The sequence below is a fragment of the Arthrobacter sp. efr-133-R2A-63 genome, from assembly GCF_030209795.1.
GTDB lineage: Bacteria > Actinomycetota > Actinomycetes > Actinomycetales > Micrococcaceae > Arthrobacter > Arthrobacter bambusae_A.
The window spans coordinates 49,048-72,634 of sequence record NZ_JARVRG010000031.1 but is presented as its reverse complement, the minus strand read 5'-3'; the positions used below and the strand labels follow the sequence as shown (position 1 = coordinate 72,634).

17 protein-coding genes and 1 riboswitch are annotated in these 23,587 nt (G+C 64.5%); of the genes, 3 read left to right on the top strand and 14 right to left on the bottom strand.

Annotated features, from left to right (window positions below; translation table 11 throughout):
• Window positions 1-134: 134 nt before the first annotated feature.
• The 10 genes from QRN45_RS17510 to QRN45_RS17465 all read right to left on the bottom strand — a co-directional run bounded on the left by QRN45_RS17510 (window position 135) and on the right by QRN45_RS17465 (window position 15,865).
• Window positions 135-2,066 (bottom strand): DUF5107 domain-containing protein, encoded by a 1,932-nt coding sequence (locus QRN45_RS17510; protein WP_284764154.1) that lies wholly within the window; start codon window positions 2,064-2,066, stop codon window positions 135-137.
• 151 nt (window positions 2,067-2,217) lie between these two features.
• Complete coding sequence (locus QRN45_RS17505) at window positions 2,218-2,958, bottom strand: copper homeostasis protein CutC (RefSeq protein WP_284764153.1); 741 nt, start codon at window positions 2,956-2,958, stop codon at window positions 2,218-2,220.
• Between the two features lie 51 nt (window positions 2,959-3,009).
• The gene (locus QRN45_RS17500; protein WP_284764171.1) at window positions 3,010-3,426 is read right to left on the bottom strand and encodes an acyl-CoA thioesterase; all 417 of its coding nucleotides are present in this window, start codon (window positions 3,424-3,426) and stop codon (window positions 3,010-3,012) included.
• A gap of 26 nt (window positions 3,427-3,452) precedes the next feature.
• On the bottom strand, window positions 3,453-5,549 hold the full coding sequence (locus QRN45_RS17495; RefSeq protein ID WP_284764152.1) for an ABC transporter ATP-binding protein: 2,097 nt from the start codon (window positions 5,547-5,549) through the stop codon (window positions 3,453-3,455).
• Entirely contained in the window at window positions 5,546-7,279 is a 1,734-nt protein-coding gene (locus tag QRN45_RS17490) for an ABC transporter ATP-binding protein (protein WP_241710177.1), read from the bottom strand. Before QRN45_RS17490 ends, QRN45_RS17495 begins: the two co-directional genes overlap by 4 nt.
• A gap of 249 nt (window positions 7,280-7,528) precedes the next feature.
• Entirely contained in the window at window positions 7,529-9,568 is a 2,040-nt protein-coding gene (locus QRN45_RS17485) for an MDR family MFS transporter (protein ID WP_284764151.1), read from the bottom strand.
• 11 nt (window positions 9,569-9,579) lie between these two features.
• The gene (locus QRN45_RS17480; RefSeq protein ID WP_284764150.1) at window positions 9,580-10,062 is read right to left on the bottom strand and encodes a MarR family winged helix-turn-helix transcriptional regulator; all 483 of its coding nucleotides are present in this window, start codon (window positions 10,060-10,062) and stop codon (window positions 9,580-9,582) included.
• A 178-nt stretch (window positions 10,063-10,240) separates the two neighbouring features.
• Window positions 10,241-11,893, bottom strand: coding sequence for a thiamine pyrophosphate-binding protein (locus QRN45_RS17475; protein WP_171983411.1), 1,653 nt, complete (start codon window positions 11,891-11,893; stop codon window positions 10,241-10,243).
• A complete protein-coding gene (gene speB, locus QRN45_RS17470; protein ID WP_078106159.1) occupies window positions 11,890-12,954 on the bottom strand; it encodes an agmatinase in 1,065 nt (354 codons plus the stop codon). Before speB ends, QRN45_RS17475 begins: the two co-directional genes overlap by 4 nt.
• A gap of 184 nt (window positions 12,955-13,138) precedes the next feature.
• Window positions 13,139-15,865 carry an exo-alpha-sialidase gene (locus QRN45_RS17465; protein WP_284764149.1) on the bottom strand — a complete coding sequence of 909 codons (2,727 nt, stop codon included), beginning with the start codon at window positions 15,863-15,865 and terminating at the stop codon, window positions 13,139-13,141.
• A 209-nt stretch (window positions 15,866-16,074) separates the two neighbouring features.
• Here QRN45_RS17465 and QRN45_RS17460 point away from each other — a divergent pair, with 209 nt between their 5' ends.
• Entirely contained in the window at window positions 16,075-18,063 is a 1,989-nt protein-coding gene (locus tag QRN45_RS17460) for an APC family permease (protein ID WP_241710173.1), read from the top strand.
• A gap of 69 nt (window positions 18,064-18,132) precedes the next feature.
• On the opposite strand, the gene QRN45_RS17455 is transcribed toward QRN45_RS17460, so the two are convergent.
• From QRN45_RS17455 to QRN45_RS17445, 3 genes are all read right to left on the bottom strand, one after another.
• Window positions 18,133-18,474, bottom strand: coding sequence for a P-II family nitrogen regulator (locus QRN45_RS17455; protein ID WP_078106169.1), 342 nt, complete (start codon window positions 18,472-18,474; stop codon window positions 18,133-18,135).
• A complete protein-coding gene (locus tag QRN45_RS17450) occupies window positions 18,471-19,886 on the bottom strand; it encodes an ammonium transporter (protein ID WP_241708238.1) in 1,416 nt (471 codons plus the stop codon). The genes QRN45_RS17455 and QRN45_RS17450 overlap by 4 nt, the downstream gene beginning before the upstream one ends.
• Before the next feature lie 281 nt (window positions 19,887-20,167).
• The gene (locus tag QRN45_RS17445) at window positions 20,168-20,743 is read right to left on the bottom strand and encodes a helix-turn-helix domain-containing protein (protein ID WP_241708237.1); all 576 of its coding nucleotides are present in this window, start codon (window positions 20,741-20,743) and stop codon (window positions 20,168-20,170) included.
• A 303-nt stretch (window positions 20,744-21,046) separates the two neighbouring features.
• Between QRN45_RS17445 and QRN45_RS17440 the strand changes: the two genes are divergently transcribed.
• A complete protein-coding gene (locus tag QRN45_RS17440) occupies window positions 21,047-22,579 on the top strand; it encodes a sodium:solute symporter family protein (protein ID WP_241708236.1) in 1,533 nt (510 codons plus the stop codon).
• 85 nt (window positions 22,580-22,664) lie between these two features.
• Window positions 22,665-22,784, top strand: a riboswitch (SAM riboswitch).
• A gap of 14 nt (window positions 22,785-22,798) precedes the next feature.
• Window positions 22,799-23,119: a hypothetical protein gene (locus QRN45_RS17435; RefSeq protein WP_241708235.1), complete on the top strand. Its 321-nt coding sequence runs from the start codon at window positions 22,799-22,801 to the stop codon at window positions 23,117-23,119.
• A 37-nt stretch (window positions 23,120-23,156) separates the two neighbouring features.
• Here the strand turns inward: QRN45_RS17435 and QRN45_RS17430 are convergent, their stop codons facing one another.
• On the bottom strand, window positions 23,157-23,345 hold the full coding sequence (locus QRN45_RS17430; protein ID WP_078106185.1) for a hypothetical protein: 189 nt from the start codon (window positions 23,343-23,345) through the stop codon (window positions 23,157-23,159).
• Window positions 23,346-23,587 lie beyond the last annotated feature (242 nt).

Below are 23,587 nucleotides of genomic sequence, written 5' to 3'. Positions count from 1 at the left end.
CATGGTTTAACTTGGTGCTGGCATCAGCAAAGTCGGCACCCCCGCCACAGGCGCCCCGCCTCTTACGTTCTGCCACATGCGTCCCGCAACTTGCCTCCTGCCGCATGTGCCCCGAGCCTGTGCGCTCCGGAAGTTCAGTGCATTCCGAAGCGGTAATGGGCAGGCACCGGCTCCCCGGGGCACACTTCTTGCCACAGCTCGGCGATCCCGTCCTCGCCTTCCCGGATGTCCGGGATCTCGATGCCCTCGCGGAGCATCCCTGCAGCCTCCTGGCCGTTGCCGACGCCCCAGAGGGCGAGCGCCATCAGGAAACGGACGCGCCCGACGTCGGACATTCCGGCAGGTGCCTCGCTCGCCAAGGCGAGTGCTTGCGCGGGGTTCCCATGCCGGATGCTGAGGGTCATGGCTTCGCTGAGCAGGGGGAGGTTGGACGGCTCCAGCCGGCTCGCGACGGCCAGTTCAGCCAAGCCTTCGTCGACCTTGCCGGTGGCCAGCAGCGCGAGGGCGCGGCCCCGGTGGGCGAGGACCGTGGACCGTGGCGAGAGACCGTCGGAAATCAGCGCGGAACCGTATCCGGCGATCGCACCGTCGAGGTCCTGCCGGGCGTGCGTCATCGTGGCGAGGTGGAACTGCGCCTCCGCACCGCCATCCTTGGCCAACAGTTCTTCCCAATCGGCCCCAGCCACGAAGGTCTCAGCGCCCAGGAAACCAGCCCCATCCAGCAGGCTGTGCCACGGGCCTGTTTCCTCGGTGGCCTCAGGGGTTGCATCGTCGGCGAAGGGCGTGCCGCTTTCGTCCAGCCACGCGCGGCCTGAGTGTCGGCGTCGGGCGCTCTCCAAAGCACCCCAAGCGCTGCCGCGCACGAGCATCTTGTCCGGGTGCAGCGCATAGTTCCGCGCGGCTTCGGCGAGGGCCACTTCAAGCTCCGCGTCCGGGACGAGTTCTTCGAGCCGGGCACTGGCGTGGGTCACGGCCGCAGCCCAATCCTTGCCATGGGAGGTCGCCGGATCCAGCTTGGCGTTGCCGTAGGCCTCCACCCAGCTCCACTCGGCGCCGGCAGGCATGGCCAGGTGCTCGAACTGGGTCTGCGCCAGCCCGGCCTGGATTTCCGCGTAGGGGCCGGCACCGGGGCTGAGCCATTCCTGCCAGCGCTTCCCGCCGTCGCCCTGGCCCCACACGAACAACTTCTTCCCGCGCAGGAGGCTGGTCGACAGCATGGCCAGGCCGTCGCCGTCGTGGTCTACCGCGGTAATCCAGTGCCGGTGCCCGGGCTGGATGTCGAAGAAGAAGTCCGCCGCGTGCGGGCTGTTGATCAACCAGGTGGCATCCAGGCCCTGGTGTTCCGTGGGCCGGACACGGGCGATGTCGGTGGTGTAATCGCTGCCGAAGGCCTCCGTGGCGGGCGCAATCACGCGAGTCTCCGCCGTCTCGGGAACGGCGGCATTGCTCCACCAGTACATGGGGACCTCGTGGCCATGGGGGTTCCTGATCCGGACCGCAGTCAGCAGCACGTCCGAGTCCTCCGGAAGCCACATGTCCACTTGGAAAACCACTTCGCGGAGGCGTTCGAACTCCCACATGCGCAGGACGTCGTGGCCCTCGGGGGTCTTGACGATCGCGGTGTGCACCGGATCGCACGTGGTGGGCGAGTGCCCGCGGGTGCCGATGTTCCATTCGAGGCCGCCGGCGAACCAGGCCTTGCGCAGGGCGATGTTGGCGAACTGCAGGGTCCCATGGGTGTGCAGGAGATGTTTGCCCGAGGCCTTGTCGATGAGCTCCCACAGCCGGCCGCCCAAGGTGGGGAGGACAACGGCCCGCAGTTTGCTGTTCTCGAGCACGACCGCTGGCACCTCGTGGGCGGTCCGCTCGCGCGAGTAGCCGTCCCGCATCAGGTACGGGAACATGTTCGGCACCTGGCCGTAGCGGGCTGCGGCCTGCAGTTCCTGCGGGACCCCGTCGCCGATCCTGTACGGCTGGTCCAGTTCAGCCATGACCACGGGCAGCGGGCTATTGGGGCCCAACTCCGCCATGTTCAGAGTGATGGTGGAGAAGCTCAGGTTTTGCATCTTTGTGACTCCTGGAGGCTATTTTCGATCGCAATGCTTCACCTATCCTTGACCCAAGTCGCCGCCGTGTAAAGGGACCCACCCAACTGACTCGCACTTAATGTCGTTTTGGGCGCCCAGAACGACATTAACTGCTAGCTAGTTGGGGGCGTCAGCGGGAGGCGGCGCGGGCGGCCCTCACCAGGTCCCGGTTGGTGACCATGTACGCCGTCGGGTCTGAATCGCCGGGCGCACCGAAGGAATCCGCACGGTTTTTCCACGTGGAAACCGTGGCCTTGGCTGACAAATGGACCGCGCTTAGTCCCGCGGCATGCAATGCCGGGATATCGTCCAGGGCGAGTCCGCCGCCAGCCATGACCTCAAGCCGCCCCGCTGCCCGCCGGACCATCCGCTCGAGGGTCCCGATCCCGGCTCCCACCGTGGCGGCGCCCCCGGAGCTGAGCACCCGGGTGAATCCAAGCTCCACGAGCTGCTCGGCGGCGTCCGCCGGGTCCGGAGTATGGTCGACGGCCCGGTGGAAGGTCAGTTGGGCGTCGGGGTTGGTCTCCAGGGCCGTGTGGGCAAGCTTTCGAGTGGCCTGGACGTCGATATCCCCGGCGGCTGTGAGGACTCCGATCACCACTCCGTGAGCCCCTTGGTTGAGCAGGAACCGGATCTCGCGGTCCATGGTGTCCACATCGGCGTCGGAGTACAGGAAATCTCCTGGCCTGCTGCGGATCAGCGGGTGGATCTCCAGCCGTCCGTCGGCAGCTTCCTGCGCGGCTTCCATCAGCCCTTGGCTCGGGGTCAGTCCCCCGAGCTCCAAGGCGCTGCAAAGTTCAATCCGGTCCGCGCCTTCTTCGGCGGCAACGGCAGCGCCCTGGGCGCCGACGGCGACGATCTCGAGTTTCATGGGGAAACTCTACGGCCACCGGGGCGCCCAGGGCGCTGCTGCAATGCTTCGCTAGGTCCGGTACGGCTCCAGCTGCTGCTTCTGTTCGGGAGTGAGCCTGCGGACGCGGCCCGTGGACTCGTCGACGAACGCCAGATGGGTAGTGGCGTTGACGCAGTCCTGGCCGGTCACGGGATCCTTGATGACGTAGTGCACGTCAAAACTCGCCCCCTTCACGGCGCCGACCCAGATCTCGACGACTGCCGGCATGTTCCGGTATTCCAAGGTCCGGACATACCGGACCTTGTGCTCCACCACAAGGGTCATGACTCCGTCTTCAACAGAGTCGAACACAGAGACCGGAGCTTCCACTCCGGGGAGTCCGGCACCGCGGGGCGGACCGAAGGCCGCGATGCGGGCCTCCTCGAGCATGCGCACGATCTGGACGTTGTTGATGTGCCCGTACGCGTCCATGTCTCCCCAACGCATCGGCACTTGGACGGTGATTCGCTGGCTCAGCTGTGCACCGCCGTCGAGTCATCCACCACGGTTTCCCCGGCATCCTCACCGGCAAACTGCGACATGTACAGGCGGTAGTACGCGCCCTGCGATGAGAGCAGTTGGTTGTGGTTGCCCTGCTCCACGATGCTGCCGTTTTCCATCACGAGGATGGTGTCGGCGTCGCGGATGGTGGACAAGCGGTGGGCGATGACGAAGCTGGTGCGATCCGTGCGGAGGGCAGCCATGGCCTTCTGCAACAGCAGCTCGGTACGGGTGTCAACGGAGCTCGTGGCCTCGTCCAGGATCAACAGCGAGGGATCGGAAACGAAGGCCCGCGCGATGGTGATGAGCTGTTTCTCGCCCGCGCTGACGTTGTTGCCTTCCTCGTCGATGATGGTCTGGTAGCCATCCGGCAAGGCACGCACGAAGCGGTCCACGTACGTGGCCTTCGCCGCCTCCATGATCTGTTCCTCGGTGGCGTCGAGGTTGCCGTACTTGATGTTGTCGTAGATGGTCCCGCCGAACAGCCAGGCATCCTGCAGCACCATTCCCACCTTGGAACGAAGCTCGGAACGGCTCAGCTCCTTGATGTCCACCCCGTCCAGGGTGATACGCCCCGAATTGAGTTCGTAGAACCGCATGACAAGGTTGACCAGGGTGGTCTTGCCCGCGCCTGTGGGGCCGACAATCGCCACGGTGTGTCCGGGCTCCGCACTGAGGGAGAGGTTCTCGATGAGCGGCTTGTCTGCGACGTAGCTGAAGGACACGTTCTCGAACTCGACGTGGCCGTCCGTGCGCGGGGGCAGGTGGCGGGCCGCGTTCTCCGGCTCTTCCTCATCGGCATCCAGGAACTCGAAAACGCGCTCAGCCGAAGCCACGCCTGACTGGAGCATGTTGGCCATGCCTGCAATCTGGCCGAGCGGCTGGGTGAATTCACGCGAGTACTGGATGAACGCCGTGGCGTCGCCCAGGCTCATGGAACCGGAGGCCACGCGCAAACCACCGACGACGGCGATGCCCACGTAGCTGAGGTAGGAGACGAAGTTCATCGCCGGGAAGATGATGCCGGAAACGAACTGCGCCCCGAACGAGGCCTTGTACAAGGCTTCGTTGCGTTCGTCGAAACGCTCCAGCATGTCCGCGTCGCGCCCGAAGACTTTGACGAGCTCGTGGCCCGAGAACGATTCCTCGATCTGGCCATTGAGGGAACCGGTGTTCTTCCACTGGGCAGCGAAGAGCTTCTGGCTGCGCGAGCCAATGACGCCGGCAAGGACGCCGGAGAGCGGCAGGGCAACCAGCGCGATGAGGGCGAGCTGCCATGACACGATGAACATCATGATGGTGATGCCGAAGACTGTCAGCACCGAGCTGACCAGCTGCGCGAACGCCTGCTGCAGCCCTTGCTGGACGTTGTCGACGTCGTTCGTCACGCGGGAGAGGATGTCGCCGCGCTGGCGGGTGTCGAAGTAGTTCAGGGGCAAGCGGTTGAGCTTTGCCTGGACGTCATTGCGGAGCCGGTTGATGACCTTCATGACGATCTTGTTCAGGATGTAGCCCTGGGCCCACAGGAAGATGTTGGCTACGAAGTACATCAAGAGCACGATCGAGATCAGGAACGTGAGCTTGGAGAAGTTGATCCCGTTGGTGAGCTCCATCTTGGAGACCATGTCCGCGAAGTTGTTCTGGCCGGCCTGGCGGAGGCCCTCGGCGAAGGCCGCTTGGCTCACTCCGGGAGGCAATTGCTTGCCCATGACACCGCCGAAGATGACGTCCATGGCGCTGCCGAGGATCTTCGGGGCGATGACGTTCAGGACCACCGAGACCACCACGAGGCCGATGACGAAGACGACTCCGGCGGCCTCCGGCTTGAGCAGCCCGAGGAGCCGCTTGGCCGACGGTCCGAACGCCTTGGCCTTCTTGGCCGGCAGGTTGCCGAACATTCCGCCGTCGGCTTCGCCCGGGGTGTATTCGGTTTCTTCGATGTCGTCATCGTCCACAGCGGTCACTGCACCGTCAGCTGCTGCGTCCTTCGCTTCCGCGGCTTCGCGCGCGGCCTTCGCCGCTTCGGCTTTCGCGGCCCAATCGCGCTTTTGCTGATTCTGTTCGCTCATGCCACTTCCTCCGCGCTCAGCTGGGATTCGACGATCTCCTGGTACGTGGGTGACGTTTCCAGGAGTTCTTCATGGGTGCCGCGGTCAACGATCCTGCCGTTGTCCAGGACCAGGATCTGGTCCGCGTCCGCGATGGTGGATACGCGCTGGGCCACGATGATGACCGTGGCATCCTGCGTCTTTTCCTTCAGCGCCCGGCGAAGGCGGGCGTCCGTGGCCACATCCAAGGCCGAGAAGGAGTCATCGAAAAGGTAGACCTTGGGCTGCGTCACCAGGGCCCGTGCGATGCAGAGGCGTTGCCTCTGGCCGCCGGAAACGTTGGTGCCGCCCTGGGCCACCCGTCGGTTCAGGCCGGAGGACTTTTCCATGACGAAGTCCTTGGCCTGCGCGGTTTCCAGCGCATCCCAGAGTTCCTGGTCCGTGGCGTCGGTCTTGCCGAAGCGCAGGTTGTGCTCGATGGTTCCGGAGAACAAGTAGGGCTTCTGCGGCACCGTGGCCACGCGACTGGTGATTTCATCGCGGTCCAGGCTGGTGACCGGGACGCCGTCGAGCAAGACATCGCCGGACGCGACGTCGTACAGGCGCGGCAGCAGCGACACCAAGGTGGTCTTGCCTGCGCCGGTGGACCCGATGATGGCAAGGGTCTGGCCCGGCTCCGCGGTGAAGGAGATGTTGCTCAACACGGGAGCTTCGGCACCGGGGTATTTGAAGGTGACATCGCGGAATTCGACGCGACCCTTCTTTTCCGCGGGCGCCACCGGCGCCTTCGGATCGTGGATGGAGGGTTCGACGTCGAGGACCTCACCGATGCGGTCCGCGCACACCGATGCGCGCGGAATCATCATGGCCATGAAGGTACCCATCATGACGGCCATGAGGATCTGCAGCAGGTACTGCAGGAAGGCAGTCAAGGAACCCACCTGCATGTTGCCCGCATCCACCCGTTGGCCGCCGAACCACAGCACTGCCGCCGTGGAAAGGTGCAGTATCATTCCGATGGCCGGGAACATCAGCACAAACAGGTTGCCGATCTTGACCGAAACCAGGGTGAGGTCCTTGTTGGCGTCGCCGAAGCGCTTAGCCTCGTAGGGTTCACGAACGAACGCCCGGACCACGCGGATGCCGATGATCTGTTCGCGCAGGACGCCGTTGATGGCGTCGATCTTCATCTGCATGGAGCGGAAGAGCGGCATGAGCCTCACCACGAGGTAGCCAACCACGGCCACCAGCAGGGGCACGGAGACCCACACGAGCCAGGAGAGGCTGAGGTCCTCGCGCAAGGCCATGATGATGCCGCCAACACACATGATGGGCGTGGAAACCATGAAGTTCAGGCCCATGAGCATGAGCATCTGGACTTGCTGGACGTCGTTGGTGCCGCGGGTGATCAACGTGGGCGCGCCGAAGCTGTTGACGTCCTTGGCCGAGAAGCTGCTGACCTTGCGGAAGACGTCCCTGCGCAAGTCGCGTCCCATGGCCATGGCCACGCGGGATCCGAAGTAGACCCCCGCGATGGCCGCGATGACCTGGCCGAGCGCGACCACGAGCATCAGGGCACCGGTTTGCCAGATGTAGTTGGTGTCCCCCCGGGAAACCCCCTCATCGATGATCTTTGCGTTGAGGCTTGGAAGATAGAGGGTGGCGATCGTAGACGCCAGCTGGAAGATGATGACGGCCAGTATCTGCGGCAAATACGGCTTGGAGTAGCGCCGTATCAGGGTGACAAGCATGCCCACGGATCCTTAATGAGAGTGCGCGAATGATGACTGTGCGAATGACTAAATAATGCGAATGACTAAACACATGGATAGCAGCAGGCGCTGACAGAATTAGTCCCTCAACTCTACGAAATCCGTTGCCTCAACGAAATATCGGTAGCCGAATATCATCCTTGCGACGTAGCTGAGCCGCCGCAGCGTCCAAACTCGCTGCAGCGGCTCCGGCCACGCGTCCCGCAGGCGTTTGCCCGCCAGGCTCCCCTAGCCGGCGTGCCGCCCCGTCTCCCCTGCCCGCGAGGCGTCGCCGGCGAGGAGCAGCAAGGCTGCCCTTTCCTGGCGGCGGCGCTCCCGCTTGAGTTCCTTGCGCAGCGCGGCCAACTCCTCGGCGATCCGCGACTGCTCGACGGCGGTGGCCTGCTGTTCGTGCACGCGTGCCTGGAGTTCGCGTTGTGCCCTGCTCAGCTGAAGCTGTTGCTCGGCCAGCAAGCGTTGGGTGCGGGCGAGCTGGTCCTGGACTTCGCGCAGGCCGGCGGCGGGGTCAGGCCGTTCCTGGGTGAGGATGCGGGCAAACTCAAGGTCAAGCTCATCGTGCTCCTTCTCGGCCGCCGCCCGGGCGCGGCTGGCACCCAAGGGGGTGCCGCCGTCGTCGGCTGCTTGGGCGAACTCGGCGGATTCGATGACCGGCAATGCAGAGGTGTCCAGCGTCATGGCGGCCTCGCCGGAAGCGTTCGCCAGCAATTCCTTCTCCGGCGTTGCGTCCACGGTCTTCCGCAGCGGAACTTCCTTGATGAACAGCACCGCGAGGAAAGCGACCACTGCGATGACGGCGGAGATCATGAAGATCTGGGCTGTCGCGTCGCCGTAGGCGGCACGCATGATGTCGCGGATCGGGGCGGGCAAGTCCGTCAGGTCCATGCTCGCATCGCCCGAGCCACCGCTCACCGGGATGTGGGCCGCGGCGAAGCCTTGGGTGGCAAGGTCCTTGACGTGCGTAGCCATGATGGCGCCGAGCACGGAAACACCGATCGCACCGCCGACGGAGCGGAAGAATGCCACGGACGCGCTGGCCGTTCCGATGTCCTGGGCGCGGACGGTGTTCTGGACCGCGAGGACCAGGTTCTGCATCAGCAAGCCAAGGCCGAGGCCGAAGATCGCGGTGTAGCAGCACGTGACCCACAGCGCCGTGGTGTGGTCGATGGTGCCGGTGAAGGCAAGGCCGCCGGCCAGGAGCACAGTACCCGCCAGGAGGAAGCGCTTCCATTTGCCGAAGCGGCTGATGAGCTGGCCGGAGACCACCGAGCCCAGGAGGTTGCCCGCAATCATCGGCAGCGTCAGGAGGCCTGCCTCGGTGGGCGTGGCACCACGGGCTACCTGGAAGTACTGGCCGAGGAAGGTGGAGGAGCTGAACATCGCGATACCAACGGCCACAGAGGCCAGGATCGCCAAAGCGGTGGTGCGCTGGGAGATGATCTTCAGCGGGATGATGGGCTGGGCCACCTTGGATTCGACCACCACGAGGAGGGCCAGCAGGAGCACGCCGCCGCCTACCATGAGGGCGGACTGCCAGGAGATCCAGTCGTAGTAGTCCGGGTTGCCGGCGAAGGAAACCCAGATGAGGAGCAGGCTCACGCCCGAGGTCAGCAGGACGGAACCGAGCCAGTCGATCTTGGCCGGGCGCTTGACGTGCTGGATCTTGAGGGTCACCTGGAGCAGGATGAGCGCGACGACGGCGAGCGGCACGCAGACGAAGAACGTCCAGCGCCAGCCGAGCGGGCTGTCAACGATGAAGCCACCGAGGAGCGGGCCGCCGGCGGTACCGACCGCCATGACGGCGCCCATGTAGCCCGAGTACTTGCCACGGTCCCGCGGCGGGATCATGGTGCCGATGATGGCCTGGGCCAAAGCGGTGAGGCCGCCCAAGGCGATGCCCTGGATGAAGCGGGCCGTCAGCAGGAAGGGAATGCTCTGGGAGAAACCGGCCATGACAGAGCCGGCCACGAAGATCACGATGCTCAGCTGGACCAGGAGCTTCTTGTCGAAGAGGTCGGCGAGCTTGCCCCAGATGGGCGTGGTAGCGGCGTTGGCCAGCAGCGCGGCCGTGATGACCCACGCGAAGTCCGTTTGGGTGCCGTGAAGGTCGGACATGATGGTCGGCAGGGCGTTGGCCACGATGGTGCTGCTCAGGATGGCGGTAAAGAATGCCGCAAGGAGGCCGGTCAGGGCCTCCATGATCTGGCGGTGCGTCATGGGCGCGGATGACGCCGGCACCGCCGTCGAACGTTCTTGTATTCGGGTTGCCATTGCTGCTGCTCCTAAGCTGTGTGGTTCGAGTGGTGGGAGCCGGCCACCGTTGCCCGGACTGAATAGTTGAGTGATGTGGTCAATTTCTCCAGGACCTGCCCTGCTTCCAAGGCGTCTTCCTCGCTCCATTCCGCGAGGTAGGCCCGCAGGTTGAGGCTGCGCTGTTCTTCGAAGTCCCGGACCTTCTCAATCCCGGATTCCGAAAGGGCCACCAATTGCGCGCGGCCGTCGGCGGGATCGGGGCGGCGGACCACCAGGCCGAGTTCCTCGAGTTCGGCGATGTGCCTGCTGAGGACCGGGGGGCTGACGCCGAGGCGGGAGGCTAGCTTCGTGGCCCGGGACTCCCCCTCGCCGATGAAGCGCATGACACCCTGCAGCGCGAATCCGACGTCGGCATCTTTCGCGATGTTCGAGGTCACGATGCAACGCAGCACCCGCTGGAGATCGAAGATCTGATGGACGAGTTCGGTTGCTGTGCTGGATGCGACAGCCATGGAAGACACCTCACTTTTGTTTGCCTAAAGCAACTATACGCCAAAATGATTGCTTTGGGAAACTAATGATGTGTGACGCGCGTTAACCACCAAGCGCGAGCCGGCAGCAGATGCCCCCGTCTTTCGACAAAGGGGTCATCAACTGCCAGCTCGCGCTGGGGTTTGAGGCGGGTTTGAGTCAGTCGCCCAAGTGCGTGGGGCCGAACATCTTCAGGAGGGTTTCAACCACGACGACGTTGGGACCGTCCGCGGCGAAGCCTTCCCGGAGCGCGTCCCCGACATCCTCCGGGGCCACTCTGCGGGCAGGGACACCGAAGGCCTCGGCGAGCTTGACGAAGTCGGGACGGGCGAGCTCTGTGGCCGTGGCCTTGCCGAAGGCGCCCACCATGTATTCGCGCAGGATGCCGTAGCCGCCGTCGTCGACAATCAGCCAGGTGACCGGGACGTTGTGCTGCTTGGCGGTGGCCAGCTCGGAGATCGAGTACATGGAGGATCCGTCGCCGGACACAGCCAGCACCCGGCCGGGCTTGCCCACGGTTTCCAGCCCCACGGCACCGCCGATCGCGGCCGGGAAGCCGTAGCCGAGGCCGCCGGCGCCCTGGGCCGAGTGGAACTGGCCCTCGCGGGAATCCCAGCAGCTCCATCCCCAGTAGGCCGAGATGGTCATGTCCCAGAAGGTCTGCATGTCAGCCGGAACCGCTTCGCGGATGTCGGCCATGAACTTCAGTTCCTTGCCGAGGTCCTGCTCTTCAAGTCGCGCCCTGACCTTGGCCAGGGACTCCTTGACAAGAGCCTCGGGCGTAGCGCCGCGCCAGTCCGGTGCCGTCGCAGCCGGAGGCAACGCCTCGTCGAGCGCGGAAAGCGCCTGGCCGGCGTCGGCGCGGATGCCCAGGCCAGGCCGGTTGGACTCGAGGACCCGGGGTTCGGCGTCGATCTGGATGATGCGGCCGCGCGGCTCGAAGGTGAAGTAGTTGGACGTTACCTCACCCAGGGAGGAACCGATGACGATCAGCACGTCGGCGTCCTCGAGGACATCCGTCATGTGGCGGTCTTCGATCCAGGACTGCAAGGACAGCTCGTGGGTCCACGGGAACGCCCCGTTGCCACCGGGAGTGCAGATGACCGGGGCACGGAGTTTCTCGGCGATCGACAGGAGCGACTTCTCGGCCCGGCCACGGCGGGTGCCGCCGCCGGCGATGATCGCCGGCCGCTCCGCCGTCGAGAGCCATTTGACGGCTTCGCGGATCAGCTCCACGCGCGGCGGGTTGTCGGCCGCTTCGGCAAGGGCATCCTCCACGGGCGGGACCATGATCGGATCCAGGAGCACGTTCTGCGGAATCTCGATCCACACGGGCCCTTGCGGGGAGGAGATGGCCTCGGTCCAGGCGTCCTGGATGGCCGAAGGAATCCCGGACGCGTGCTGGATGAGGCGCTGGCTCTTGGTGACGTTCGCGGCCGAGGCCTTCTGGTCATCGAGCTGGTGGAGCATGCCCTTCCGGCGCGCACCCAGACCGTCCAAGGGGATCTGGCTCGCCACGACCACCATCGGCACGCCGGTCGCATACGCTTCCTGCAAGCCGGCCAAGGATGTCAGAGCCCCCGGGCCCGTCGACAGGAACAGGACCCCGACCTCACCCGTGGCACGGGAATATCCGTCAGCGGCGAAGGCCGAGTTGTTCTCCACCCGGGAGGACACGAAGTGCAGATTGCCGCGGCCCATCGCGTCGAACAATCCCAAGGCGTGCTGGCCCGGGATCCCGAAGACCGTCTTCGCGCCGAGCGCCTCGAGGGTCTCGACGACGAGGTCCCCGCCGTTGCGCTGGTCCGTCACTTCGTGACCGCCGGAGCGAAGCCGGCCGGGCGCCGGGATTCCTGGCCCAGGGCCTGGGCGGCATAGCCGTTGAGCGCGCCGTGGCGGTTGCCTTCGACGGCGTTGTCGGCCATGAGGGTGACGAGCTCGTAGGCAACGTGGCTGGCTGCGACGCCGGTGATCTCGGCGTGGTCATAGGCCGGGGCGACCTCAACGATGTCTGCGCCCACGAGGTTCATGCCACGGAATCCGCGGATGATTTCGAGAAGCTCGCGGCTGGTGATGCCGCCGGCTTCAGGCGTGCCTGTGCCCGGAGCGTGGGCCGGATCGAGGACGTCGATGTCCACCGAAATGTACAGCGGGCGGTTGCCGATGCGGTCCCGGATCTTGGCCACGGTTTCCAGGACGCCCTGGTAGTAGACGTCCGCCGAGGTGACGATGCCGAAGCCGAAGCGGTGGTCGTCGTCGAGGTCTTTCTTGCCGTAAAGCGGGCCGCGGGTGCCGACGTGGCTGATGGCCTCGGTGTCCAGGATGCCCTCTTCGACGGCGCGGCGGAACGGGGTGCCGTGCGTGTACTCGGCGCCGAAGTAGGTGTCCCAGGTGTCCAGGTGGGCATCGAAGTGCAGCATGGCAACGGGTTCGCCTGCGCGTTCGGCGGCGGCCCGGAGCAGCGGCAGGGCAATGGTGTGGTCGCCGCCAAGCGTGACGAGCTTGCTTCCATTGGCGGTCAGGTCCAGTGCATTCTGCTGGATGGTCTCGATGGCCTCGTTGATGTTGAACGGGTTCACCGCCATGTCGCCAGCGTCGGCGACCTGGATGTTCTCGAAGGGGCTGACATCCCAGGCCGGGTTGTACGGACGCAGCAAGCGGCTGGCCTCACGCACATGGTTGGCACCGAAGCGGGCGCCGGGGCGGTAGGAAACACCGGAGTCGAAGGGAACGCCGACCACCGTGACATCGGCCTTGGATACCTGGTCCAAGCGGGGCAGTCGGGCATAGGTGGCAGCACCGGCATAGCGCGGGATTCGGGCCGAATCAATGGGACCAAGGTTGCCGTTGGCCTCAATACGAAGCTCTTCCAAAATGCGCCACTCCTTTGTGAATAGGTGGATCGGACAGTGACTGTGACACCAATCATACACTCAAAGTTGCCTTATATGCATCACTTGTTTACGAGTAGAACGGACCCTTCGTTCGACCACAACAAGACCGGGCCGGACTCCCCCGGAGCCCGGCCCAGCTTGTCACCTCATGTCCCCGCCCGGGCTACTTGCTCCCGAAAGGCGTCACTTGGAAGTCTCCGAATGACACTTGATGGCCTTCCGAATCGAGCACGACGAGGCTGTCCATGCCGTTTTTCACGTCGTTGGGCAGGACGAAGGACAGCGTGTTTTGCTGCGACGGGAAGAACCAGCCCAGACGGTAGCTGCGCTTGTTCAGGTAGACGTAGTACCACTGGCCGTACTCCACGTTGTGGACCGTCACGGTCTGGCCGCCGCGGTATTTGTCCGTACCGAGCCCCAAGTCCAGCGGCGGATGGGCACCGATCAACTCCTGGGAAGCCAAGGCAGGTTCCGAACCGGGCATGGCAGGCTTGACCTTCAGGGCGACGGCTTGCCTGTCCAGCTGAAGCGATGCAAGCTTGGCGCCGTTGTTCGCATTGACAGGGATGGTCGTGGCCGGGAGCTGCTTGGCAGCAATGTCGGCCTCGGTCAGTGTGTAGGTGGAGGTGAGGTTGACCGACTCACCCACGGCCAGGGTCGGCTTGGACAATCCAAGGGCCGCAGCCGAAAGGTCCGTCAAGGCCACATTGCCCGTGTTCGTGACGGTGTAGGCGAAGGTCACTGTGTCGCCCGGACCGGCAAACCCGTCCCCGTCCACATCGTTGAACGTGGACACCACCGATCCGCTCAACTGGGGATTGCGGACCAGCAGGTCCACCTCGTCACCCGTGACGGTGTAATTCTGGGTGGCGGCGCCGGCTCCCGTTACCTGCCAGACAGTGATCGGGACAAAGAATCCCTGCGCCGCTTCGTCCGCCGTCACGGTGTGCTGCGGGGTTCCGCAGAGGTAATTGCCCCACACACCGAGGGCACTGAACCGGCAGTTGCCCGAACCCGGCGGCAGGAACGGCTGGAAGTTGCCGGACTGGGGGACAACGGATTCAGTGACGTTGCCCGTGCTGTACACCCGGAACTTGTAGGGCACTGGGCTGCCCGCCGTGTACGGGTGGCTTGCCAGGTCCCTTCCGGCGTCGTTGCGGGCACCGAAAATGTAGGCGCCCACCACGTTGCCTGCAGAACCACCCGCAACGGTCACTGATACCGGCGCTGTCATCGAGGCCCCGCCGACGTTCAACCTGGCCGTCAGGGGTACCGCGCCTGCTTTGGCGTACGACGGCGCCGCGACAGTCAGCTGCACAGTCGCCGAGGCGCCCGGATCGAGGGAGGCGAGGTCCGCCGTCGTCGACGTCCAATCCTGCAACGCGTCGAGGCTGACGGTCGACGCGGGAAGCGGCGAGCTGTCGTTGTTGGTGACGGTCACGCTGAGCTGCGCACTGCCGCCGTTCGTGACGGTGACCGCACCCGGGACAACGACGGCGGCAACCGGGCTCAGCCAGGCGGTGTCGAATTTCCCGAAGGTGATGGTGTTGTTGTCACCTTCGTACAGGACGCCGAAAGTACCGTCCGACAGGGCGCTCAGGGTGGAGTAGGACATGCTTCCGGCCTTGAAGACGCGCGAGGAGCCCCACGTCTTGCCGTCGTCGGCGGAGTAGCGGACCGTGCCGTCTACGCGCGCGCCGCCGGCGGTGGGTGTGGGCGAGTTGGAGAACAGCAGCTTCTTGGCGTCCGCCGATCCCGCTGCGGCATCCGGATACATCCGGGTGATGGAACCGTTGTTCCGCGGATCCGGGAGCTGCGTCTCCGCAACGGGCGTGCTGTAGGTGACTCCGCCGTCGGAGGAATACGCCACTTTGCGGAAGTGCGGATTGGCGCCGGTGCTGTCCCTCGAGTTCAACATGACGCGGCCGTCGGAGAGTTCCACCGTCTTGTTCTCGTCCATGCCGGTTCCGGTGGGCGTGCCCATGTTCCAGGACTTGCCATGGTCATCGGAATAGACGCTGTAGGCCTGGATCTGGCGGTTCCCATCGGGCTGGACGATGGTTCCGGCAAACTGCTGGATGAGCCTTCCGGCATGCGCTCCGTACTTGAGCTGAATACCCTCACCCGACGAGGCGAACATGCTGACCACTCCGCCGACGTTGGGAACGCCGTTGATGGTGCTCCCGTTCGGCTTGACGGTGGCGGTGATGAGCGGACCCGCAAACCCGGCGTAGGCCGAACCCGCCGGATAGCTGGACGGAACGGGCAGGGTCGGCTGGTTGCCGGGGTCCGTGGACCATGTGAGTCCGCGGTCGGTGGAAACGGACACTTGGGAGCTGATCACATTGGGGTCGGAATCGTCATTGCCGAGCACGCTGCCCGCGAATCCCTGGTTCTTGGAGTAGACGTGGAAGTTGAATACCGCCCCGGTGACCTTATCCACGACGTAGCTGGGATCGCTGAAACCGTATTTCTGGACGCCTGCTGAACTTAACTGTCCCCGCGCGATGAAGGTAGGACTGCCCCACGTCTTTCCGCCGTCGGTGCTGCGCCGCTGGACGATGGAGTTGGGCGAAGGAGAATCGCCCCCATCGGGACGGCCGTCGTAGGAAGCCAGGAGAACGCCGTCGCCCAAATCCGCGAGCGCGACGATCCTGTAGTACTTGCCCAGGACGGGGTCGATGGCGTTGTCGCCGTTCGAAGCGAGGACCTGCTCGGCGTAGCTTCCCGGAGGGTTGGAGGGGACGTTGGGACTCGGGAACGGATCCAACGCAGCGTAAGCGGGCACAACGGTTGACGTCATGAGAGCTGCGGCAGCCGCCATGGAGACGGCGAGCCTGCTCCACGGCAGCCGCCCCCTGGCCCTGTCACTGAGTAGCGGGTTATTCATGCGTAGCCCTTTCGTATTGTTTTCACATCCAACATAGGACGTTCTATATGCTACGTGATGCTGCTCACATGCCAAATGATGTGAATGTGTCCACCTGGAAGTGACCCCCCTCACAGGCGGCGTAAAGATTCCATAAAGACGGGCATCCCCTCCCTGCCCCGCCCGTACGCTCCATCTGGAGCAGCTTCCAGGCTGCGCGAAAGGACCATGTGACAACGCTGACCAGGCCGCCTGCCGAACCCTCTGACCGGCGCAGACCCGCGGGAGACATCAAGCAGGGGCAATTCAAGCGTTGGCTGCTTGACGGAATGCCTGAAACATCGGGAAAGCGCCAGGGTCCACACGGCAAACCGGACGAGGACCACACGCCCCAGTCCTGGTGGAAAGTCATGTGCCTCACCGGCGTCGACTACTTCTCCACGCTCGGCTACCAGCCCGCGATTGCCGCGCTCGCGGCCGGCATCGTCTCGCCGCTGGCCACGATCGTCCTGGTCGCCGTCACCTTGCTCGGCGCCCTGCCGGTCTACCGCCGGGTCGCTTCCGAAAGCGCGCGTGGCGAAGGCTCCATCGCGATGCTCGAGCGGCTCCTCCCCCGCTGGGGCGGCAAACTCTTCGTGCTCGCCTTGCTGGGATTCGCCGCGACGGACTTCATGATCACCATGACCCTCTCCGCCGCCGACGCGAGCGCCCACGCCATCGAAAACCCCTTTGCCCCGGAATGGCTCCACGGGCAGGAAATCACCATCACCCTGGCGCTCATCGCCGGGCTGGGCGTGGTGTTCCTCCGGGGATTCAAGGAAGCCATCAACGTCGCCGTCGTTCTGGTGGGCATCTACCTGGTGCTGAACGCCGTCGTCGTCGCGGTCGGCTTGGTGCACGTAGTGACCGAGGCACATGTGGTGACCGACTGGTGGGCCGCACTGAACCAACAGCACGGCAACCCGTTGATCATGGTGGGCATCGCGCTCCTGGTTTTCCCGAAGCTTGCGCTCGGCCTCTCAGGATTCGAAACCGGCGTCGCGGTCATGCCACAGATCAAGGGCAGCCCCAGCGACACGGAGGAAAATCCGGCGGGCCGCATCCGCGGCACCCACAAACTGCTCACGACGGCGGCGCTCATCATGAGTGCCTTCCTGGTGGCTTCCAGCTTCATCACCACATTCCTGATTCCGGCCGCCGAATTCCAGCCGGGAGGGAAGGCAGACGGACGAGCCCTCGCCTTCCTTGCGCACCAATTCCTGGGCGACGGCTTCGGCACGGTCTATGACATCAGCACCATCGCCATCCTGTGGTTTGCCGGCGCTTCTGCCATGGCCGGCTTGCTGAACCTCGTGCCGCGCTACCTGCCGCGCTTCGGCATGGCCCCGGCGTGGACCAAAGCGGTCCGCCCACTGGTCCTGGTCTTCACGGCCGTTGGATTCATCATCACCTTGGTCTTCGAGGCGAACGTGGAGGCCCAAGGCGGCGCGTACGCCACCGGCGTCCTGGTGCTCATGACTTCGGCCTCGATAGCGGTCACCCTGTCCGCACGCCGGAAAAAAGAGAGGGGCAAGACCATCGCTTTCGGGGTGGTGGCTGTGGTCTTCGCCTACACCACAGTGGCCAATGTCGTGGAACGCCCGGACGGCATCAGGATCGCGGCACTGTTCATCCTGGGCATTGTCCTGGTCAGCTTCGCGTCGCGGGTACGCCGGTCCTTCGAACTGAGGGCTACCCACATCAAGATGGACCAGATGGCCCTCGAGTTCACGGCCTCCAACGAGGAAGGCCCCATCCGGATCATCGCGCACGAGCCCAAGCGGCTGAGCGCAGACCGGTACCAGCTGAAGCTGCAGCACGCCCAGCAGGCCAACCACTTGCCGGTGGACAGCGACGCGATTTTCATCGAGATCATCGTCGATGACAGCTCCGACTTCGAGCAGGAACTCCTCGTCCAGGGCATACGCCGTCACGGTTTCAAGATCCTCGAGATCCACAGCAACAACGTGCCCAACACGCTGGCCGCAGTGCTCCTCCACATCCGCGACGTGACGGGACTGATGCCGCACATCTATTTCCGCTGGACCGAAGGCAACCCCATCGCCAACCTGAGCAAGTTCCTCTTCTTCGGCGAGGGCGAGATCGCACCGGTGACCCGCGAAGTGCTCCGCGAAGCCGAACCGGACATCACGCGCAGGCCGTGGGTCCACGTGGGCTGAACATGGCAGCGTCGGTGCCGCTCCTCTGGGAGCGGCACCGACGCGTGGAACGGCACCAATACGGTCCTTCTAGCTGATCGCGGAGGCGCCGCGCTCCCCTGTCCGGACGCGCACCGCCTGGGAAACCTCGACGGTCCAGATCTTGCCGTCCCCGAACTGGCCTGTACTGGCGCCGGAGATGATGGCCTCCACTATTCCGTCCACCAGCTCGTCCGTGGCCAGGACCTCCACCCGGATCTTGGGCAGGAGATCGGAATTGTATTCCGCGCCCCGGTACACCTCGGTGTAGCCCCGTTGTTGCCCATATCCGTTCGCCTGGCTGACGGTCATCCCGTTGACTCCAAAGCGTTCCAAGGCTTCCCGGACCTCGTCGATCCGCTCCGGCCTCACGATGGCCGTAACCAGTTTCACGTCGACGCCTTGCTGCGCATCCGATCTGTTTTCCCGTTGGAATTGGCTTCTGGTTCACCGCTGGAACCCAACGGGGTTTTGCCGTTCTGTGGCTCTCCGGGATTGAAGGATCCGCCGACCATGGCCAGCTCGTAGGCGGTTTCCGCGTGCTCCGTGATGTCGATGCCCGCCAGCTCTTCGTGTTCCTTGACGCGCATGCCCACTGTCTTGTGGATGGCCAGCCCGATGAGCGTCGTCATGATGGCCGTCCACGCGGTGACGACGAGTGCAGTCAATATCTGGGGCCAGAATTGGCTCAATCCGCCGCCGTAGAATAGCCCGCCTTCAGTCTTCGCGGAAGGTACAGCGAAGAATCCGAGGGACAGCGTCCCCCACAGGCCGCCGACAAAGTGGACGGCGACGACGTCCAAGGAGTCGTCCAGGCCGATCTTGAACTTCAGCCCGATAGCCAGCGCGCAGACGGCACCGGCGATGATGCCGATGACGATCGCGCCTATGGGATCCACGAATCCACACGCCGGGGTGACTGCTACCAAGCCCGCGACGGCGCCGGATGCGGCACCGAGGGACGTCGCGTGGCCGTCGCGGAGCCTTTCGACGAGCAGCCAGCCGAGGAGCGCGGCGCTCGTGGCCAGGAGGGTGTTCGTCCAAGCGAGAGCGGCGATCCCATCGGCGGCCAGTTCCGAACCGGCGTTGAATCCGAACCAGCCGAACCACAGCAGGCCCGCCCCGAGCATCACGAAGGGGAGGTTGTGCGGCCGGATGTTGGGGTCTTTCATGAATCCGAGCCGTTTGCCGAGCACCACCGCAAGCATCAGCCCGGCCATGCCGGCATTCATGTGGACCACCGTGCCACCGGCAAAGTCGAGCGCCGAGATCTTGCTGCCGATGATCCCGGTGGATCCGAAGAGGCCGCCACCCCACACCCAGTGGGCAATCGGCGCGTAGACGATGGTGACCCACAGGCCGGCAAACAGCAGCCATGGTCCAAACCTGACACGTTCGGCCACCGCGCCACTGATCAGCGCGACCGTGATGATGGCGAACGTCGCTTGGAATCCTATGAAGACCATGTCCGGCAGCCCGGGGGCTTTTCCGCCGATAACGCCGGCCAGGCCACTGAGTCCGAAGTTCGCGAAGGGGTCTCCGATGAAGCCGCCCATCGTATCCGGGCCGAACGCGAGTCCGTAGCCCCACAGGGCCCAGACCACCGCGACCACGCCGATGGCGCCGAAGCTCATCATCATGATGTTGAGGACGGATTTCATCCTGACGAGCCCGCCGTAGAAGAACGCCAAACCTGGCGTCATGAGAAGGACGAGGGCGGAAGCTGCAAGCATCCAGGCTGTTGCGCCGGGATCGAGGGTCTGGGGGTTCACATCCAGCCCTACGCTGAAGAATACTGGGTTCATTTCGGGAGCCTTCCTGCATATACGGCGCTCCATGGCGCCCGCACGGCGAGACCATTTTTAAAACGAACAGGTCCTGGTACCCCACGGGATACCGACCTTGACGAGTTGCCTTGACTCGAAGGTACAGTCGCCCTGTTTCAGCATTCGGCACGGATCATTTCAGGCACGTAACACCCAAGGCCCTAGCGTTAAATCCTGAAGTCAGTCACGTTTCAGGCGTGTTACACACCGCGTGTCGCAACGCCGCGTATCGCAAAGCCTCGTGTCGCAAGCCGCCGGCGTCAGCGGCTGGCTGCCGGCACCAGGATCCAGAGCACCTCAACGGGCTCGTCCGTGGGGTTGACCCAGGTGTGGGGTTCGCGGCCCGGGAAGGACAGCGTGTCTCCCTCTTCGAGCTCGTACTCCTCGTTGGTGAGGATCAAGGTGATGCGGCCCTTGACGACGTGCAGGACGTCGACATCGCAATCGACGGCGTAAAGCTCGGCCTCTCCCCGGCCCCGGGGCTCGATCGAGGCCTGCAGGATCTGCAATCGCCGTTCGGAGCGCGCCGTCAGGAGACGCTCCACGATGCCCTGGCCGCCGAGCGAAATCCGTGGTCCGTCGTCGCGCCGGGTCAGATGCGTCTCCGGTGCGGCGAAAAGGTCTCCGATGGACACCGAAAGAACCTGGCAAAGCGTCACGAGGGAAGCGACCGACGGCGATGTCAGGTCACGCTCCACACGGCTCAGGAACCCTTTGGTCAGGCCGGTGGCGTCGGCAACCTGCTCGATGGTGAGCCGCTGCGATTGGCGGGCGGCACGGATTCTGGAACCGATGGCAACAGGGACGTTGCTCGGTTCAACGGGGAGAGCCTTCATTCACGAACCTTTCAGGCCGTTTATGCGGCCCTGTCATTGCAGCAATAGTAGCCGGATCGCCGGCGTGGCAGGGCCTTTGGCTAGCTGGAGGAGTGCCGATGCGTCCGCTGGGCGAGACGGCATCTTGACTGTTACTCGCATCACTACGTATCCTCATAGGCAACAAGTGTTGTTTGTGAGGCATACATCACAGACTACTCTCCCCAATCACCAGCGCAGAGACCTTCCGCAACCCCGCACGAAACCCCGCGGACCGGCGTCGGAATCCCCCAGAGCTCTGCGCATCACTTTCAGGAGCCAACCGTGGACTCTTCGTTCATCAATATTGCGATCGTGGTGGTGTATTTGCTCGCCATGCTGGCCTTCGGCTGGTGGGGCAAGTCGCGCACCAAGAACAACAGCGACTTCCTGGTGGCAGGGCGCCGCCTCGGTCCGATGCTCTACACCGGTACCATGGCCGCCGTCGTCCTCGGTGGCGCATCGACGGTTGGCGGCGTCGGCCTCGGCTACAAGTTCGGCGTTTCCGGCATGTGGCTGGTGGTCGCGATCGGTTCGGGTGTCCTCCTCCTGAGCCTGCTGTTCGCCGGCACCATCCAGCGGTTGAAGATCTACACGGTTTCCCAGATGCTGAGCCTGCGTTACGGCCAGCGTGCCACGCAGACCTCCGGCATCGTCATGCTGGCCTACACCCTCATGCTGTGCGCCACGTCCACGGGCGCCTACGCCACCATCTTCGTTGTCCTCTTCGGCTGGGAGCGCTGGCTCGCCATCGCCGTCGGCGGCGCCATCGTCCTGGTCTACTCCACCATCGGCGGCATGTGGTCCATCACCCTCGCCGACCAGGTGCAGTTCATCATCAAGACCGTGGGCATCTTCTTCCTCATGCTCCCGTTCGTCCTCAACGCGGCAGGCGGTTTCGAAGGCATCCGTGCCCGTGTTGACGCCAGCTTCTTCCAGTTGGACGGCATCGGGGCTCAGACCATCATCACGTACTTCGTGGTCTACACCCTTGGCCTGCTGATCGGCCAGGACATCTGGCAGCGCGTCTTCACCGCCAAGACCCCCAAGGTGGCCCGATGGGGCGGCGCCACCGCCGGCATCTACTGCGTCCTGTACGGCGTGGCCGGCGCCCTGATCGGCCTGGCTGCCCGGGTGGCCCTGCCGAACATCGATGTCAAGGCCCTTGGCAAGGACGTCGTCTACGCCGAGGTAGCCACGCACATCCTGCCGATCGGCATCGGCGGCCTTGTCATGGCCGCAGCAGTCGCCGCCATGATGTCCACAGCGTCCGGAGCCCTCATCGCCGCGGCCACCGTTGCCCGCGCCGACGTGGTCCCGTTCGTGGCCAGCTGGTTCGGCAAGACGATCAACACCAACGACACCGAAAATCCCGAGCATGACGTCAAGGCCAACCGCTACTGGGTCCTTGGCCTGGGCATCGTTGCAGTGTTGATCTCCATGGCGGCGCAAGACGTCGTGGTGGCCCTGACCATCGCCTACGACATCCTGGTAGGTGGCCTGCTGGTTGCCATCCTGGGCGGCTTGGTCTGGAAGCGCGGCACGGGTATTGCCGCAGCCTGGTCCATGGCAGTCGGGTCTGTACTGACCCTTGCCTTGCTGATCGCCTACGCCACGGGAATCATCCCCAGCGAAGACGGCGTCTACGCAAACGATCCGATCTACTGGGGCCTCGGCGCCTCGTTCGCCGTCTATTTCGTGGTCTCCCTCCTCACGCCGCCCACCGAGCCGGCCGTCCGCGAAGCCTGGGAACGCCGCGTTGCCGGAACGGCCGCGGAGGAACTCCCGCTGGAGGCCCACCCGGTGGCCACCCACTAGGTTTCACAAAACCAGGTACGACGGCGGCGCCGCGCTTTCTCCTTCGAGAGGTGCGGCGCCGCCGTCGCATGTACAGTAGGAACAGCTTCAAGAGATGTGGCGCCAAGCTCCGACTTGCCACACGCCAACCCCATGTTCACGGGTGGTTCGGATGAAGAAGCGGCCCGGTTCGGACCAGAGACAACCGAACGGGCAAGAGCAACTCCATAGGAGAAGGCCATGCCTTTCGAAAACGGCGCCACCGCCACAGCCGACCGCACTATCCAGTCCAGCGCCCTCTTCTTGCCCCGCCCCCGTCGGGTGGACGAGTTCGTCCGGGTGATTCCCGGCGTCGACCTCTCCCAAGGCTCCATCACGTTCGTGGTGGACGGAAACCTGGAACGCTATTGGCATCATGAGCCGCGGCTCATCACCGAAGCACTCTCAAAAGCGGTTCAGCCCGCCCGCTGGTTCCCGGCCACACGGAAACTTACGCTCACGGTTGCGGCAACCGGGCACCGTGCGGGCGTGCAGAAGCACTTCATCCTGAGCGCGTTCTAGCAAGCGCTTTTTAGCGGCCAAGTTCAGCGAGTCGGCGCTATTCGATCTCTTCGGCCTCTCGGTGTTCCTCGGCGTCGAGCGGGACCACCCGTTCGTCGTCGTCCAGGACCTCGGATTCTTCCTCCCAGTCCTCGTCCACCTCCAGGTCTTCGCTGTAGTCATAGGCGGGATCGGCCTCGACCGTGGGACGGTCCGGGTGGCGGGCGTGGGTCTCGGTGCTGTCCATGGTGCAACCTCCGTTCGACGTGCCGCTGAGCCCATCGCACAGGCACGTGAGGCAGCCGATCCAACGCCACCCCGCCAATTCGTGGACCCTGTCCATCCATCCCAGCACTGCCCCCTGCGGCGGTCAAGGCCTCCGGCGAGCCTCCCGGTTTTTGAGGCGCGCCTAAAAAGTCCAGTGAGGATTGCCAGCCGAAAAACCGCGGAAATTGGCGATAAAGTGGAGCTGCAATGAGGCGATGAAGC

Excerpts from the sequence above, each read along its gene's own strand:
- QRN45_RS17510 (WP_284764154.1), bottom strand. The coding sequence starts at position 2,066 with ATGCAAAACCTGAGCTTCTCCACCATCACTCTGAACATGGCGGAGTTG.
- QRN45_RS17505 (WP_284764153.1), bottom strand. The coding sequence starts at position 2,958 with ATGAAACTCGAGATCGTCGCCGTCGGCGCCCAGGGCGCTGCCGTTGCC.
- QRN45_RS17500 (WP_284764171.1), bottom strand. The coding sequence starts at position 3,426 with ATGCGTTGGGGAGACATGGACGCGTACGGGCACATCAACAACGTCCAG.
- QRN45_RS17495 (WP_284764152.1), bottom strand. The coding sequence starts at position 5,549 with ATGAGCGAACAGAATCAGCAAAAGCGCGATTGGGCCGCGAAAGCCGAA.
- QRN45_RS17490 (WP_241710177.1), bottom strand. The coding sequence starts at position 7,279 with ATGCTTGTCACCCTGATACGGCGCTACTCCAAGCCGTATTTGCCGCAG.
- QRN45_RS17485 (WP_284764151.1), bottom strand. The coding sequence starts at position 9,568 with ATGGCAACCCGAATACAAGAACGTTCGACGGCGGTGCCGGCGTCATCC.
- QRN45_RS17480 (WP_284764150.1), bottom strand. The coding sequence starts at position 10,062 with ATGGCTGTCGCATCCAGCACAGCAACCGAACTCGTCCATCAGATCTTC.
- QRN45_RS17465 (WP_284764149.1), bottom strand. The coding sequence starts at position 15,865 with ATGAATAACCCGCTACTCAGTGACAGGGCCAGGGGGCGGCTGCCGTGG.
- QRN45_RS17450 (WP_241708238.1), bottom strand. The coding sequence starts at position 19,886 with ATGAACCCAGTATTCTTCAGCGTAGGGCTGGATGTGAACCCCCAGACC.
- QRN45_RS17445 (WP_241708237.1), bottom strand. The coding sequence starts at position 20,743 with ATGAAGGCTCTCCCCGTTGAACCGAGCAACGTCCCTGTTGCCATCGGT.
- QRN45_RS17435 (WP_241708235.1), top strand. The coding sequence starts at position 22,799 with ATGCCTTTCGAAAACGGCGCCACCGCCACAGCCGACCGCACTATCCAG.
- QRN45_RS17430 (WP_078106185.1), bottom strand. The coding sequence starts at position 23,345 with ATGGACAGCACCGAGACCCACGCCCGCCACCCGGACCGTCCCACGGTC.